This window comes from Streptomyces sp. NBC_01232 (genome assembly GCF_035989885.1).
GTDB lineage: Bacteria > Actinomycetota > Actinomycetes > Streptomycetales > Streptomycetaceae > Streptomyces.
In genome coordinates this window covers 4,061,006-4,075,082 of sequence record NZ_CP108518.1, presented here as the reverse complement: position 1 = coordinate 4,075,082, position 14,077 = coordinate 4,061,006, and the positions used below count along the sequence as shown (strand labels likewise).

Genomic DNA, 14,077 nt, shown 5'->3' with positions numbered 1-14,077 from the left:
TAATTCTCTCCGCGTGTCCCGCCGCAATGCCGGGCACGTGGTTTTCCGGGGGATTTTGCGAAGCGTTGGTGAAGCCGAAACGGCGCGGTGAGCGCGGCCCCGGGATATCTACCCGCGTAGAAATTTTGGCCGGGTACGCTGATGGAACCGCCTTCGCACCAACCACCACACGGGAGTGCCCGATGGCACGCGTCGTAGTCGACGTCATGCTCAAGCCGGAGATCCTCGACCCCCAGGGCCAGGCGGTGCAGCGTGCACTGCCGCGCCTGGGCTTCGAGGGGATCGCCGACGTCCGCCAGGGGAAGCGCTTCGAGCTCGAGGTGGAGGGACCGGTCGACCAGGCCGCCCTCGACCGCATCCACAAGATGGCCGAAACGTTCCTCGCCAACACCGTCATCGAAGACTTCACCGTGAAGGTCGAGGCCTGACGGTGACCACTCGCATCGGAGTCGTCACGTTCCCCGGAACGCTCGACGACCGTGACTCGCTGCGCGCCGTCCGCCTCGCGGGGGCCGAGCCGGTCTCGCTGTGGCACCGCGACAAGGACCTGCACCAGGTCGACGCGGTCGTCCTCGCGGGCGGCTTCTCCTACGGGGACTACCTGCGCGCCGGGGCCATCTCCCGCTTCTCGCCGGTGATGGAGACCATCATCGAGCAGGCCAGGGGCGGCATGCCCGTCCTGGGCATCTGCAACGGCTTCCAGGTCCTCACCGAGGCCCACCTGCTGCCGGGGGCGATGCTCCGGAACAACCACCTGCACTTCATCTGCCGCGACCAGAAGCTGCGGGTGGAGAACGCGGAGACCGCGTGGACCGGCGACTACACCGCCGGCCAGGAGATCTCCGTACCGCTCAAGAACATGGACGGCCGCTACACCGCCGACGAGCGCACGCTCGACGAACTGGAGGCCGAGGGCCGCGTGGCCTTCCGCTACCTGGACGGCAACCCGAACGGTTCGCTGCGCGACATCGCCGGCATCACCAACGCCGCGGGCAACATCGTCGGTCTCATGCCGCACCCCGAGCACGCGGTCGAGCCGCTGATCGGGACGGGCCGCACCGACGGTCTCCCGTTCTTCACCTCGGTCCTGAAGAAGCTGGTCAGCGCATGAGCCTCGACACCGTCAAGAACGCCACCGAAACCCCGGACGCCTCCCAGCCCTGGAAGGAACTCGGCCTCAAGGAGGACGAGTACGCCCGGATCCGGGAGATCCTCGGCCGCCGCCCCACGGGTGCCGAGCTCGCCATGTACTCGGTCATGTGGTCCGAGCACTGCTCGTACAAGAGCAGCAAGGTCCACCTGAAGCAGTTCGGTGAGAAGGCCCCCCAGAACGACGCCATGCTCGTCGGCATCGGCGAGAACGCCGGCGTCGTCGACGTCGGCCAGGGCTACGCGGTCACCTTCAAGGTCGAGTCGCACAACCACCCGTCGTACATCGAGCCCTACCAGGGCGCGGCCACCGGCATCGGCGGCATCGTCCGCGACATCCTCGCGATGGGCGCCCGCCCGGTCGCGGTCGTGGACCCGCTGCGCTTCGGCGCCGCCGACCACCCCGACACCCGGCGCGTCCTGCCCGGCGTCGTCGCCGGCATCGGCGGCTACGGCAACTGCCTGGGCCTGCCCAACATCGGCGGCGAGGTGGTCTTCGACGCCTGCTACCAGGGCAACCCGCTGGTCAACGCCGGCTGCATCGGCGTGATGAAGCACGAGGACATCCACCTCGCCAAGGCCTCCGGCCCCGGCAACAAGGTCATCCTCTACGGCGCCCGCACGGGCGGCGACGGCATCGGCGGCGTCTCGGTCCTCGCGTCCGAGACCTTCGACGACACCAAGCCCACCAAGCGCCCCGCGGTGCAGGTCGGCGACCCCTTCCAGGAGAAGCTCCTCATCGAGTGCACCCTGGAGATCTTCAAGGAGAAGCTGGTCGCGGGCATCCAGGACCTCGGCGGCGCCGGGCTCTCCTGCGCGACCTCCGAGCTCGCCTCCGCCGGTTCCGGCGGCATGCGGGTCGAGCTGGACACCGTGCCGCTGCGCGACGCGACGCTCTCGCCCGAGGAAATCCTCATGAGCGAGTCGCAGGAGCGCATGTGCGCGATCGTCGAGCCGCAGTACGTCGACCGCTTCATGGAGATCTGCGAGAAGTGGGACGTCATCGCCACCGTCATCGGTGAGGTGACCGAGGGCGAGCGCCTGGAGATCTTCTGGCACGGCGAGCAGATCGTGGACGTGCCCCCGGGCACCGTCGCCCACGAGGGCCCCGTCTACAACCGCCCCTACGCGCGCCCGTCCTGGCAGGACGCGCTCCAGGCGGACGACGCCGGCAAGCTGCCGCGGCCGCAGACCTCCGAGGAGCTGCGCGCGCAGGTCCTCGCGCTGGTCTCGTCCCCGAACCAGGCGTCGAAGTCGTGGGTCACCGACCAGTACGACCGCTTCGTGCAGGGCAACACCGTGCTCTCGCAGCCCGAGGACGCGGGCATGGTCCGCATCGACGAGGAGTCCAACCTCGGCGTGGCCATGGCCACCGACGGCAACGGCCGCTTCGCCAAGCTCGACCCGTACACGGGCGCGCAGCTGGCGCTCGCGGAGTCGTACCGCAACGTGGCGGCGACCGGCGCGAAGCCGCTGGCCATCTCCGACTGCCTGAACTTCGGCTCCCCCGAGGACCCGGACGTCATGTGGCAGTTCGCCGAGGCCTGCCGGGGCCTCGCGGACGGCTGCCTGGAGCTGGGCACCCCGGTGACCGGCGGCAACGTCTCGCTGTACAACCAGACGGGCGACATCGCGATCCACCCGACCCCGGTCGTGGCGGTCCTCGGTGTGATCGACGACGTCAACCGCCGTACGCCGATGGCGTTCGCGGAGGCCGGCCAGCTGCTGTACCTGCTCGGCGACACCGCCGAGGAGTTCGGCGGCTCGGCCTGGTCGCAGGTCGTCCACGACCACCTCGGCGGCATGCCGCCCAAGGTGGACCTGGGCCGCGAGAAGCTGCTCGCCGAGATCCTGATCTCCGCCTCGCGCGACGGCATGATCGACGCCGCGCACGACCTGTCCGACGGCGGCGTGATCCAGGCGCTCACCGAGTCCTGCCTCAAGGGCGGCAACGGCGCGCGCGTCGTGGTCCCCGAGGGCCTGGACGCCTTCACCTTCCTGTTCTCCGAGTCCGCGGGCCGTGCCATCGTGGCCGTCCCGCGCAGCGAGGAGCTCCGGTTCACCGACATGTGCGGTGCGCGGGGCCTGCCGGTCGCCCGCATCGGTGTGGTGGACGGCGAGGAGATCGAGATCCAGGGCGAGTTCACCCTCCCCCTGGCCGAGCTCCGCGAGGCCCACGAGACGACGATCCCGGCCCTGCTGGCCTGATCCCATCGCCTCTGCCACGAGCCCCCGGCCGGTTCCTCCGGCCGGGGGCTCGTGGCGTCGGCAGCGCCGCCCGGGGCCCGCTGCCCGCCGATGCCCGCCGAGCTGTTCGCCGCCCACGCCGCCCACGCGACGGACACCGCGCAGCGGCGCGGCGGCACGGGGCCGGCGCCGCCGGCCCCCGAGTAGGGTCGGGGCATGCCGCCCCGAGGGAAGAAGCCGCGTACCTACGACCCCGCCCGGATCCGTGCGGCCGTCACCGCGCAGTTCGCGCATGTCGGCCGCGCCGTGGGCGAGTTGGGGCCCGAGCAGTTGGCACGGCCCAGCGGGCTCGGTGACTGGAGCGTCGCCGAGCTGGCCGGGCACATCGCCTGGATCGCCGACTCGCTGGCCGGGGGCCTGGCCCGGCCGCCCGCCGCCGTCGCCGAGCTGTCGGCCGTCGAATGGCCCTTCGCCACCGCCTCCCTCGCCGGGAAGATCTCCGAAGCGGCCCGGGAGACCCTGACCGGGGCCCCGCTGTCCGAGCTGTACGCCCGGGCGGCCTCCCGGATGGCCGAGGCCCTCGCGGCGAACCGGGGCGACCGGGTGCTGGACCTGTGGATCGGGGACATGACCCTGGCCGACTTCCTGATCACCAGGACCGTGGAACTGGTGGTCCACACCGACGACCTGAACCGGGCCACCGGACTGGACATCCCGGTCGACCGGCAGGCGCTGGCCGCCTGCACCCGGCTGCTCGCCGACGCCCTCGCCCTCAAGGCACCGGGCGGCTCGGTCGAGGTGCGCATCCCGCCCTTCGCGGTGGTCCAGTGCATCGAGGGCCCGCGGCACACCCGCGGCACCCCGCCGAACGTCGTGGAGAGCGACCCGCTGACCTGGATCCGGCTCGCGACCGGACGTACGGCATGGGCCGAGGCGCTGGACGAGGCGCACGTACGGGCCAGCGGCGAGCGGGCCGACCTGTCGGCGCTGCTCCCCCTGATGAGCTGAGCGGTGGTGGCCCCGGTGGAACCGCTGCGGCGCCCGGCCCGTCCCAGGGGCATGCGTACCCTCCGGCACGTCCACACTTCCGCGGGCCTGGCCTGCGTACTGGCCCTCGCCCTGGCCGGCTGCGGCCGGGAAGAGGCCTCGGGGAGCGTCTGGCACCCCGACCCCACGGGTTCCTGGGCCGTCGAGTCCCTGACCACGGGCGGTCGCACGCTCCATGCGCCCGGGACCGCCCGCCTGGAGATCGGCGAGAACGAGGCCAAGGGCAACTACGGCTGCAACGGTTTCACGGCGGTGGTGGCCTCCGACGGTCCCTCCGCGGTGACCGTCACGCCGGGCGCCTCGACCACCATGGCCTGCGCGGACATGGAGTTCGAGACGGCCTTCGCCAAGGTGTTCCGGGGCAGGATGACGATCGACCGGGGCCCCGACCGGCTCACCCTGAAGGCCGCCGACGGGAGCACCATCGCCATGACCTCGACGCCGGCGGTCCCCGACGCCCCGCTCACGACGACCCGGTGGACCGTGGAGTCGCTGGTCAGCGGCGCTACCGCGGCCTCCCTGCCCGCCGAGGCGGCAGGGAAGGCGCAGTTCACCATCGCCCCCGACTTCGCGGTGAGCGGCAGCCTGGGCTGCAACCGGTTCAGCGCCCGGGCCACCGTCGCGGGATCCGTGGTCACCTTCGGGCCGCTGACCTCGACCCGGATGGCCTGCGAGGGCCCGGTGGGCGAGGTCGAACGGGCGCTGACCGCGCTGTTCGCCGACCCGCTCACCGCGACGATCGCGGGCGAGACCCTCACCCTCTCCGCGCCCGACGGCAAGGGCCTGACCGCGAAGGCGGCCTCGGCCGCGGAATGACCCTGACGGGCCGGGTCAGCCGGGGTACGGCAGGAGGCCGGCGTCCACCTTCTCCCAGGCCGCCCGCAGCTGCGCCAGCCGGGCCGGCTCCAGGGCCGCCCTGTCGGCCTGTTCGCGGACGTCCCCGGCCAGGTTGAACAGCTGGTCCCTGCCCGCCTTGCCCCGGTAGTACTTCCAGTCGCCGCGGCGCAGCGCCCGCTCCCCCCGCACCCGCCAGAACAGGTCCCGCTCGGCCACCTTCTCGCCGCGCAGCAGGTATCCGGCCAGGCTCACCCCGTCCAGCGGGTGGGCCCGGTCGGGACGCGCCCCGGCCAGCTCCAGCAGCGTCGCCGTCCAGTCCGGGCTGAACACCGGGACGTGGCTGACCTGGCCGCCGTCCAGCCGGGCGGGCCAGCGGGCGATGTTCGGCACCCGGATCCCGCCCTCCTGGAGGGAGGCCTTGTTGCCGGACAGCGGCCAGTTGTACGAGAAGCGCTCGCCGCCGTTGTCGCTGGAGAAGACCACGAGGGTGTCCTCCTCCTGGCCCGAACGCCTCAGCGCCGCCAGCACCTTGCCGATCGAGCGGTCGAGGTCCTCGACCATCTCCTTGTACTTCTCTACCGAGCCGCCGTCCTGGTGCCACAGGGCGCGCCCGTCGCCGGCCTTGATCCGCGCCACGATCTCCGCGCTCTGCCCGGTGTCCCCGTCGGCGATCCACGGCCAGTGCGGGGTGGTGAAGTTGAGGTTCAGCAGCCACGGCCTGCCGTGGTGGTCGCGGGAGACGTACTCGCTCGCCCGCTCGGTGATGATCCGGGTGTAGTAGCGCAGGTCCTTGTACTCGGCGTCGCCCTCGTAGAGGTCGTACTCGCCGCCCAGGCCCAGCTTGGAGTAGTACTCCAGGGCGCCACCGAAGTTGCCGAAGAACTCGTCCCAGCCGGACCTGGTCGGGCTGTAGTCGGGCAGGTAGCCGGCGTGCCACTTGCCGATCAGCGCGGTCGCGTAGCCGGCGGACTTCAGGAGCGAGGCCAGCGTCGGGTGCGTGGGGTCCAGGCCCACCGACTTGTCGGCGATCGGTTCGGCCAGCCCGCCCCTGGTGCGGCCCGGGTACCGCCCGGTGTAGAGGCTGAACCGGGTCGGCGAGCAGGTCGCGGAGCCCGAGTAGGCGTCGGTGAACCGGACGCCCTGGCGGGCGAGGCGGTCCAGGTTCGGGGTCTCGATGTGCGGGGAGCCGTACGAGGAGAGGTCGGCCCAGCCGAGGTCGTCGCCGAGGATGAACAGGATGTTCGGACGGCGGGACGGCCCCCGCTTCCCGGCCCGGAACTCCCGCTCCCGGGGCGCGTTCTGCCCGTCCCCGGCGGCCGGGGCCGCGGCTGCGGGGGAGGCGCCGAGCCCCACCGCCGCGGCGGCCGCGCTCACGCCGACCGCGCCGCCGAAGGCGCGCCGGGACAGGTTGGGTTCGTACGAGGTCACAGGTACTCCAAGGCATGGCCTGCCGGCCCGCCCCGGGCGGCGCGGGACGGCGCGCGGCACGGCAGGGCGGACTCGGGGCAGGGCTCAGGAAAGAAAAAGAACGGAAAGCGGCGTGTGACTACGCAGAACAGCGACAGATGGCGCTCGCGACACGGACAAGGTCCACGTGCCGGCGCTCGACGAGGGTGACCGTCCGGTCACCGAGAGGCTGCATGGGGCGAGAGCCTGTACGAATGCCCATGCGCCTGTCAACAAGGGCATTCCGGATAGCGAGACGGAAGGGATCCGTCACCCTCCGTGCTGTGACATTTCCCGGCCATCCCCAATTCGGACCAGTGGTCGATCTCGCCTACACTCGGAAGCGTGCCTCGTGGTGATGGACGACTCAACCACGACCTGCTCCCCGGCGAAAAGGGCCCCCAGGACGCTTGCGGCGTCTTCGGTGTCTGGGCTCCGGGTGAAGAGGTCGCCAAGCTCACCTACTTCGGACTGTATGCACTGCAGCACCGCGGACAAGAGTCCGCGGGAATCGCTGTGAGCAACGGTTCCCAGATCCTCGTCTTCAAGGACATGGGCCTCGTTTCCCAAGTCTTCGACGAAACCTCTCTCGGCTCGCTCCAAGGTCATATCGCGGTCGGTCACGCCCGCTATTCGACCACCGGGGCCTCCGTCTGGGAGAACGCCCAGCCGACCTTCCGTGCGACCGCCCACGGCTCCATTGCCCTGGGTCACAACGGCAACCTGGTGAACACCGCCGAGCTTGCCGAGATGGTCGCCGACCTCCCCCGTCAGGACGGCCGTGCCACCCAGGTGGCGGCCACGAATGACACCGACCTGGTCACCGCCCTGCTCGCCGGTCAGACCGACGACGAGGGCAAGCCCCTGACCATCGAGGAGTCGGCCGCCAAGGTCCTGCCTCAGGTCAAGGGCGCCTTCTCCCTCGTCTTCATGGACGAGGGGACCCTCTACACCGCCCGTGACCCGCAGGGCATCCGCCCGCTGGTCCTCGGCCGCCTGGAGCGCGGCTGGGTGGTCGCGAGTGAGACCGCCGCCCTCGACATCTGCGGCGCCAGCTTCGTCCGCGAGGTCGAGCCGGGCGAGCTCATCGCGATCGACGAGAACGGTCTGCGTACCTCTCGATTCGCGGAAGCGAAGCCCAAGGGCTGTGTCTTCGAGTACGTCTACCTGGCGCGCCCGGACACCGACATCGCCGGCCGGAACGTCTACCTCTCGCGTGTCGAGATGGGCCGGCGCCTGGCCAAGGAAGCCCCGGTCGATGCCGACCTGGTGATAGCGACGCCGGAATCCGGCACGCCCGCCGCCGTCGGATACGCCGAGGCCAGCGGGATCCCGTACGGATCCGGCCTGGTCAAGAACGCCTACGTGGGCCGGACCTTCATCCAGCCCTCGCAGACGATCCGCCAGCTCGGCATCCGCCTCAAGCTCAACCCCCTCAAGGAAGTCATCCGGGGCAAGCGCCTGGTTGTCGTCGACGACTCGATCGTCCGCGGCAACACCCAGCGCGCCCTGGTCAAGATGCTCCGCGAGGCCGGCGCGGCGGAGGTCCACATCCGGATCTCCTCGCCGCCGGTGAAGTGGCCGTGCTTCTTCGGCATCGACTTCGCCACCCGGGCCGAGCTGATCGCCAACGGGATGACGGTCGACGAGATCGCCACCTCCATGGGCGCGGACTCCCTCTCCTACATCTCGCTCGACGCGATGATCGAGGCGACCACCATCCAGAAGCCCAACCTCTGCCGTGCCTGCTTCGACGGCGAGTACCCGATGGAGCTGCCCGACCCGCAGCTCCTGGGCAAGCAGCTCCTGGAGACCGAGCTGGCCGGCGGCACGGACGCCGCCGACGCGCTCCGTCGCCCGTAGCCCTGGCTCAACCTGCGCCGGGCCCTGTCTTTGAGGCTTCTCCCAGGGCCCGGCACCACACGCAGTAACGACACGAAAGCTCTCTCCTGTCATGACAGAGAAGACCACCGGTGCCAGCTACGCAGCCGCAGGCGTGGACATCGAAGCGGGCGACCGCGCCGTCGAGCTGATGAAGGAGTGGGTGAAGAAGACGCAGCGCCCCGAGGTCCTCGGCGGCCTCGGCGGCTTCGCCGGCCTCTTCGACGCCTCCGCCCTCAAGCGCTACGAGCGCCCGCTGCTCGCCTCGGCCACCGACGGCGTCGGCACCAAGGTGGACATCGCCCGCCAGCTCGGCGTGTACGACACCATCGGCCACGACCTGGTGGCGATGGTCATGGACGACATCGTCGTCTGCGGCGCCGAGCCGCTCTTCATGACCGACTACATCTGCGTCGGCAAGGTGCACCCCGAGCGTGTCGCGGCCATCGTCAAGGGCATCGCCGAGGGCTGCGTCCTCGCCGGCTGCGCCCTGGTGGGCGGCGAGACGGCCGAACACCCCGGGCTGCTGGGCCCGGACGACTTCGACGTGGCGGGTGCCGGAACGGGCGTCGTCGAGTACGACCGCCTGCTCGGCGCGGATCGCATCCGTACGGGTGACGCCGTCATCGCGATGGCTTCGTCCGGCCTTCACTCGAACGGGTACTCGCTGGTCCGCCACGTCCTCTTCGACCGCGCCGGCATGTCGCTCGACCAGCACGTCGAGGAGCTCGGACGGACCCTCGGCGAGGAGCTCCTGGAGCCCACCAAGATCTACTCGCTGGACTGCATGGCCCTCACCCGCACGGCCGAGGTGCACGCCTACTCGCACATCACCGGCGGCGGCCTCGCGGCGAACCTGGCCCGGGTCATCCCGGACCACCTCCACGCCACGGTCGACCGTACGACCTGGGCCCCCGGCGCCATTTTCGACCTGGTCGGCAAGGCCGGGCAGGTGGAGCAGCTGGAGCTGGAGAAGACGCTGAACATGGGCGTCGGCATGATGGCCGTGGTGCCCGCCGAGTCGGTGGACGTGGCCCTGACCGCGCTGGCCGACCGGGGTGTCGACGCGTGGGTCGCGGGAGAGATCCTGGACCGCGGCGACCGCACCGAGGGTGCGACCCTGACCGGTTCCTACGCGAGCTGAGCAGCACTGAAACCCGGCCCGGGGCGATGCCCTGGACCGGGTTTCAATCTTTTTGTCTGTCGTGCAGACGCCTCAGGGCGTCAAGCGCCGCGACGCTGTGACGACGGCCCGGACTCTTCGTCCTCGTCGTCGTCATCCCTGTTGTAGAGGTCCGCGTACCGAGCGTACGGGTCGTCCTCGTCCAGTTCGTCGTCGTCTACCTCGACCGGCTCGCTGACAGGCAGCGGTTCCACGGTCGATGCGCCCAGCTCGTTGGCCAGACGCGAGAGGTCAGTCCCGCCGCTGCTGTACTTCAGCTGGCGGGCGACCTTCGTCTGCTTGGCCTTTGCCCGGCCGCGCCCCATGGCTCGACCCCCTCGGTGACGGGGCTCGACGGCCCCAGAGTCTGACACGCGTTCATGGTTCGGAGCGGGCTCTCCATGGAGAGACCGTCCGTAGGGGTTTAACGGTACCTGCTTCCGCGGCCATACGGTACGCCGCCCGCATGACGCGCCCCGGTGCAGAACCAGCAAGGCGCCCCGTCCTCGCTGGTCAGCTGCGATTTTAACCTTTTCCTGGCGGGCGACCCGCCGAAGTGCAGTGAGTTCCGTCTCGCCGCACCCCGGCGGGCGCACCAGGAGAGCCCCGGGAAGTGCCTAGACCGCGCGCGCGGCGCGGCCGTCGGCCATCCGCTGCTCGGCGATCCGGTCGGCCGCGGCGGCCGGCGGGATACCGTCCGCCTTCGCGCGAGCAAAGATTTCCAGCGTGGTGTCGAAGATCTTCGTCGCCTTGGCCTTGCAGCGGTCGAAGTCGAAGCCGCGCAGCTCGTCGGCGACCTGGATGACACCGCCCGCGTTGACCACGTAGTCCGGCGCGTAGAGGATCCCGCGGTCGGAGAGGTCCTTCTCGATGCCCGGGTGGGCGAGCTGGTTGTTCGCCGCACCGCAGACGATCTTCGCGGTCAGCGCCGGGACGGTGACGTCGTCCAGTGCGCCGCCGAGCGCGCAGGGGGCGTAGATCTCCAGGCCCTCGGTGCGGATCAGCGCGTCCGTGTCGGCGACCGCGGTGACCTTGCCCGGGTGCTTGTCGAGGATCCGCTGCACGGACTCCTTGCGCACGTCCGTGATCACGACCTCGGCGCCGTCCTCCAGCAGGTGCTCGACCAGGTAGTGGCCGACCTTGCCGACGCCGGCCACGCCGACCTTGCGGCCGCGCAGGGTCGGGTCGCCCCACAGGTGCTGGGCGCTGGCGCGCATGCCCTGGAAGACACCGAAGGCGGTGAGCACCGAAGAGTCGCCGGCGCCGCCGTTCTCGGGGGAGCGGCCGGTCGCCCAGCGGGTCTCGCGGGCCACGACGTCCATGTCGGCGACGTAGGTGCCGACGTCGCAGGCGGTGACGTAGCGGCCGCCGAGGGACTCCACGAACCGGCCGTAGGCCTGGAGCAGTTCCTCGGTCTTCAGGACGTCAGGGTCGCCGATGATCACGGCCTTGCCGCCGCCGAGGTCGAGACCGGCGAGGGCGTTCTTGTAGGACATGCCGCGCGAGAGGTTCAGCGCGTCGAGGACGGCCTCCTCGTCGGAGGCGTACGCGTGGAAGCGCGTACCGCCGAGGGCGGGGCCCAGGGCGGTGGAGTGGATGGCGATGACGGCCTTCAGGCCGGTGGCGCGGTCCTGGCACAGCACGACTTGCTCGTGGCCGCCCTGCTCCGTACGGAACAGGGTGTGCAGGACGCCGTCGGTCATTTCGGTCACGGTGGTGACTCCCATGGAAGAGATGCGGCGGAAAGACGCCCGCCCTGCGGGTGGGGGAGGGCGTGCTGGGAGCAGAGTAAGACCTGTGGGCCGCCTGTAGGTGACCTGTCCGAGGATCGAAACACTCCCGGAGTACGGGAGGTCGCGGGACGCCCCGAGGTGAACCGGACCCCGGATGAGGGCAGTACGTGAGCGTGAGCGAATCCTCCGATCCACCGCTGTCCTCCGCGCGCTCGGCGCCGACCGTCCCTTACGCCTCCTACCTGCGCGTCTACGAGCCGCTGGCTGCCTTCGCCGAGCCGGAGCGCGCGCACTGGTCCGACTACGCCCGGCGCGGGGATGCCCCGACCGCCCAGGACGAACTGCGCCGCTCACTGGCGGATTTGGTGCGGGTCCCGGTGGTGGGGGTGCCGGTGCACGAGAGCGCGGACGCCTTCACGACGGTGGTCGACGGGGCGCTGCTGGTCTGCCCCTGGCGCACCCGGCTCCGCGGCTGGCTGGCCCTCCAGGAACTCGTCGAGTGGTTCCCGCGCCCGGTGCTGGACGCGGCGCTCCCCCCGGGGATGCGCCTGCAGGCGGCCGAGGAGTACGAGCGCTGGCGCGTACGGAACCCGGACGCGCGCCCCTGGATCCGTACGGGCGTCTGGCAGGTTCCGCTGCGCTGGTTCGTGCTGGTGGCCGACGAGGAGCGGGAGTACGTGCCGGGCGAGCGGCTGCGCTACCGCACGCCGATGGTGCAGGCGCGGCGGCGGCTCGCCCGGGCCCTGCGGACCCTGCGCGACGCAGAGGGGTACGGAATGCTCGCCGACGGGCTGGTGGAGGTGGGGAGCTGGCTGGAGGAGTTCCATCCGCGCTCGATGGTCGAGCTGGACTACGGCGGGCTGCTGCACGCGCTGCCGGCGGACCGGCTGGCGGCCGACCGCTCGGCGGGGGACCTGGCGGCGGGGATCGAGGCTCTGCGGGCCGGGGACACGGAGGGGGCGACGGAGGCGTACGGGGAGCTGGCGGAGCGCTGGAGGGCCGTCCGGGAGCGACTTTTCGCGAATTAGGCCGAAAGTGGTCGGTGTGACTTATTCGCACCGTCGGGGGGGCTGTACGTATCGTCCGGTATCGGTCGATCGGTCAAAAGTGGCTGATCAGAGCCCTGATCGTGGCATTTGGGACGTAGTACCAGGACCTACGTCCCGATACGGGCCATTGGCCCAAGCGTGACGGACCGCACTAACTACACCCTTGCGCCCTTCCCCTACCCTCGTGCCAAAATAGGACAAGGAGTCCGGGGAGGGTTCCTTCCGCCCAACTAAGGGCGGAATGCTCGGCATTGCACTCTACGGGGGGTCTGACGACTCCTGATCGCTCTGTGACTGATCGTCACAGTGGGGTGACTGTCCGTTATGGGACGGTCCATCGGCTTCCGCCGCTGATGAACACCTCGGAGGGCAATTCCGTCGGTTTGGCCGTCGAGGCTGGACGGATGGTGTAGTTGTAGTGCCGAGGACAAGCCGTTCGTCCTATAACCGACTCGGCCCGCGTATGTCCATTTCGGGCACCGCGGGCCAAGGTGCAGAATTTAGAGGAAAGAACCGAGATGGTTCGGTTCTCCCGAGGAGGCCGCTCATGACCGCTCGCACCCCTGATGCCGAGCCGCTGCTGACCCCGGCTGAGGTTGCCACGATGTTCCGCGTGGACCCGAAGACGGTCACCCGCTGGGCCAAGGCTGGCAAGCTCACGTCCATCCGCACCCTGGGTGGACACCGCCGGTACCGCGAGGCCGAGGTTCGCGCACTGCTCGCGGGAATTCCGCAGCAGCGCAGCGAGGCCTGAGGTCGCGCAAACACCCCGCTTTACCGGGTTTATATCGGGTCCCCCAATCCGATGAAACCTGCATAGCTTCATACGGCCGAGCCTGCCCCAACAGGTTCACAGGTCGTTCGATCGCGCTGGACTCCGCCGGGTCCAGCGCGATCTTTTTTATGCCCAGGTCAGGGCCGTCTCAGGATCACGTGGGGGCGCCGACGAGGTAGGTGCCATTGCACATATTCTATCGAGCGGGCGTATGAGTGCGATAAAAGTATGAGTCTCAAAAACTCATGCGGTGACTCCCGTCACAGATGATCACTCTTGTATATCCGGTAATGCACCCCGTAAAGGGGATGCTCATCGCGAGGCACCTCATGCGAACGGGGTATTCGCGGTGGCGGCCGGCCCGGCGGCGTCCTCCGACGCCTTCCTCCGACACCTTCCGGCACCCGGCGGTGCTCCCCCGGCGCGTTTCGCCGCCGGCTCCACACGCTCGCGGTGCGCTCGGGGTGCTCGGCGCGTCCTTTCGCGGGCGCGGGGCTCGGGGCGGGCTCGTACGCGGCCCGGAAGCCTCGCAGGGGTGCCCGGACGCGTTCACGGGCGACGTGGGCGCTCCACGGGCCCCTGGCGGCCCCCAAGGCCCCCCGGGCGGTGCCACCCGCCAACGCGTCAGGGCCCGCATCCCCAGAGGGATACGGGCCCTGACGTTTCTGCGAACCTGACGGGACTTGAACCCGCGACCTCCACCTTGACAGGGTGGCGAGCTAACCAACTGCTCCACAGGTCCTAGATTTGCGGCCGCTGGGCGGCTACGAATCAGACTGTACCGCAGCTCAGGGGGTGCAGTCGAACCCGA

General features: G+C 70.3%; 13 protein-coding genes and 1 tRNA gene. 9 read left to right on the top strand and 5 right to left on the bottom strand.

Annotation, left to right across the window (positions count from 1 at the left end; all coding sequences use genetic code 11):
* Nucleotides 1-182 precede the first annotated feature (182 nt).
* From purS to OG444_RS18730, 5 genes are all read left to right on the top strand, one after another.
* Nucleotides 183-428 carry a phosphoribosylformylglycinamidine synthase subunit PurS gene (gene purS, locus OG444_RS18750; RefSeq protein WP_030009438.1) on the top strand — a complete coding sequence of 82 codons (246 nt, stop codon included), beginning with the start codon at nucleotides 183-185 and terminating at the stop codon, nucleotides 426-428.
* 2 nt (nucleotides 429-430) lie between these two features.
* Entirely contained in the window at nucleotides 431-1,111 is a 681-nt protein-coding gene (gene purQ, locus OG444_RS18745; protein WP_030390145.1) for a phosphoribosylformylglycinamidine synthase subunit PurQ, read from the top strand.
* Nucleotides 1,108-3,357, top strand: coding sequence for a phosphoribosylformylglycinamidine synthase subunit PurL (purL, locus tag OG444_RS18740; RefSeq protein ID WP_327263255.1), 2,250 nt, complete (start codon nucleotides 1,108-1,110; stop codon nucleotides 3,355-3,357). Before purQ ends, purL begins: the two co-directional genes overlap by 4 nt.
* A 195-nt stretch (nucleotides 3,358-3,552) precedes the next feature.
* Nucleotides 3,553-4,344: a maleylpyruvate isomerase family mycothiol-dependent enzyme gene (locus OG444_RS18735; protein ID WP_327263254.1), complete on the top strand. Its 792-nt coding sequence runs from the start codon at nucleotides 3,553-3,555 to the stop codon at nucleotides 4,342-4,344.
* 51 nt (nucleotides 4,345-4,395) lie between these two features.
* Nucleotides 4,396-5,199, top strand: coding sequence for an META domain-containing protein (locus OG444_RS18730; protein WP_327263253.1), 804 nt, complete (start codon nucleotides 4,396-4,398; stop codon nucleotides 5,197-5,199).
* Nucleotides 5,200-5,214: 15 nt separating this feature from the next.
* Here OG444_RS18730 and OG444_RS18725 read toward each other — a convergent pair whose 3' ends face one another.
* A complete protein-coding gene (locus tag OG444_RS18725; protein WP_442810564.1) occupies nucleotides 5,215-6,708 on the bottom strand; it encodes a sulfatase-like hydrolase/transferase in 1,494 nt (497 codons plus the stop codon).
* A 58-nt stretch (nucleotides 6,709-6,766) separates the two neighbouring features.
* The gene (locus OG444_RS40785) at nucleotides 6,767-6,862 is read right to left on the bottom strand and encodes a putative leader peptide (RefSeq protein WP_324617183.1); all 96 of its coding nucleotides are present in this window, start codon (nucleotides 6,860-6,862) and stop codon (nucleotides 6,767-6,769) included.
* Between the two features lie 149 nt (nucleotides 6,863-7,011).
* On the opposite strand from OG444_RS40785, the gene purF reads away from it, so the two are divergent.
* Together purF and purM are read left to right on the top strand one after the other, a co-directional pair.
* Nucleotides 7,012-8,529, top strand: coding sequence for an amidophosphoribosyltransferase (purF, locus tag OG444_RS18720; protein ID WP_030726287.1), 1,518 nt, complete (start codon nucleotides 7,012-7,014; stop codon nucleotides 8,527-8,529).
* A gap of 91 nt (nucleotides 8,530-8,620) precedes the next feature.
* The gene (purM, locus tag OG444_RS18715) at nucleotides 8,621-9,691 is read left to right on the top strand and encodes a phosphoribosylformylglycinamidine cyclo-ligase (RefSeq protein WP_189972406.1); all 1,071 of its coding nucleotides are present in this window, start codon (nucleotides 8,621-8,623) and stop codon (nucleotides 9,689-9,691) included.
* An 80-nt stretch (nucleotides 9,692-9,771) separates the two neighbouring features.
* Here the strand turns inward: purM and OG444_RS18710 are convergent, their stop codons facing one another.
* On the bottom strand, nucleotides 9,772-10,035 hold the full coding sequence (locus OG444_RS18710; RefSeq protein ID WP_030009392.1) for a DUF3073 domain-containing protein: 264 nt from the start codon (nucleotides 10,033-10,035) through the stop codon (nucleotides 9,772-9,774).
* A 291-nt stretch (nucleotides 10,036-10,326) separates the two neighbouring features.
* Nucleotides 10,327-11,421 carry a Leu/Phe/Val dehydrogenase gene (locus tag OG444_RS18705; RefSeq protein ID WP_327263251.1) on the bottom strand — a complete coding sequence of 365 codons (1,095 nt, stop codon included), beginning with the start codon at nucleotides 11,419-11,421 and terminating at the stop codon, nucleotides 10,327-10,329.
* A gap of 194 nt (nucleotides 11,422-11,615) precedes the next feature.
* Between OG444_RS18705 and OG444_RS18700 the strand changes: the two genes are divergently transcribed.
* Nucleotides 11,616-12,470 (top strand): hypothetical protein, encoded by an 855-nt coding sequence (locus OG444_RS18700; protein WP_327263250.1) that lies wholly within the window; start codon nucleotides 11,616-11,618, stop codon nucleotides 12,468-12,470.
* A 568-nt stretch (nucleotides 12,471-13,038) separates the two neighbouring features.
* Nucleotides 13,039-13,245: a developmental transcriptional regulator BldC gene (gene bldC / locus OG444_RS18695; RefSeq protein ID WP_003949541.1), complete on the top strand. Its 207-nt coding sequence runs from the start codon at nucleotides 13,039-13,041 to the stop codon at nucleotides 13,243-13,245.
* 689 nt (nucleotides 13,246-13,934) lie between these two features.
* Here the strand turns inward: bldC and OG444_RS18690 are convergent.
* Nucleotides 13,935-14,008 (bottom strand) — tRNA-Asp (locus OG444_RS18690).
* Between the last annotated feature and the right edge of the window lie 69 nt (nucleotides 14,009-14,077).

Excerpts from the sequence above, each read along its gene's own strand:
- purS (WP_030009438.1), top strand. The coding sequence starts at position 183 with ATGGCACGCGTCGTAGTCGACGTCATGCTCAAGCCGGAGATCCTCGAC.
- purL (WP_327263255.1), top strand. The coding sequence starts at position 1,108 with ATGAGCCTCGACACCGTCAAGAACGCCACCGAAACCCCGGACGCCTCC.
- OG444_RS18735 (WP_327263254.1), top strand. The coding sequence starts at position 3,553 with ATGCCGCCCCGAGGGAAGAAGCCGCGTACCTACGACCCCGCCCGGATC.
- OG444_RS18730 (WP_327263253.1), top strand. The coding sequence starts at position 4,396 with ATGCGTACCCTCCGGCACGTCCACACTTCCGCGGGCCTGGCCTGCGTA.
- OG444_RS40785 (WP_324617183.1), bottom strand. The coding sequence starts at position 6,862 with ATGCAGCCTCTCGGTGACCGGACGGTCACCCTCGTCGAGCGCCGGCAC.
- purM (WP_189972406.1), top strand. The coding sequence starts at position 8,621 with ATGACAGAGAAGACCACCGGTGCCAGCTACGCAGCCGCAGGCGTGGAC.
- OG444_RS18710 (WP_030009392.1), bottom strand. The coding sequence starts at position 10,035 with ATGGGGCGCGGCCGGGCAAAGGCCAAGCAGACGAAGGTCGCCCGCCAG.
- bldC (WP_003949541.1), top strand. The coding sequence starts at position 13,039 with ATGACCGCTCGCACCCCTGATGCCGAGCCGCTGCTGACCCCGGCTGAG.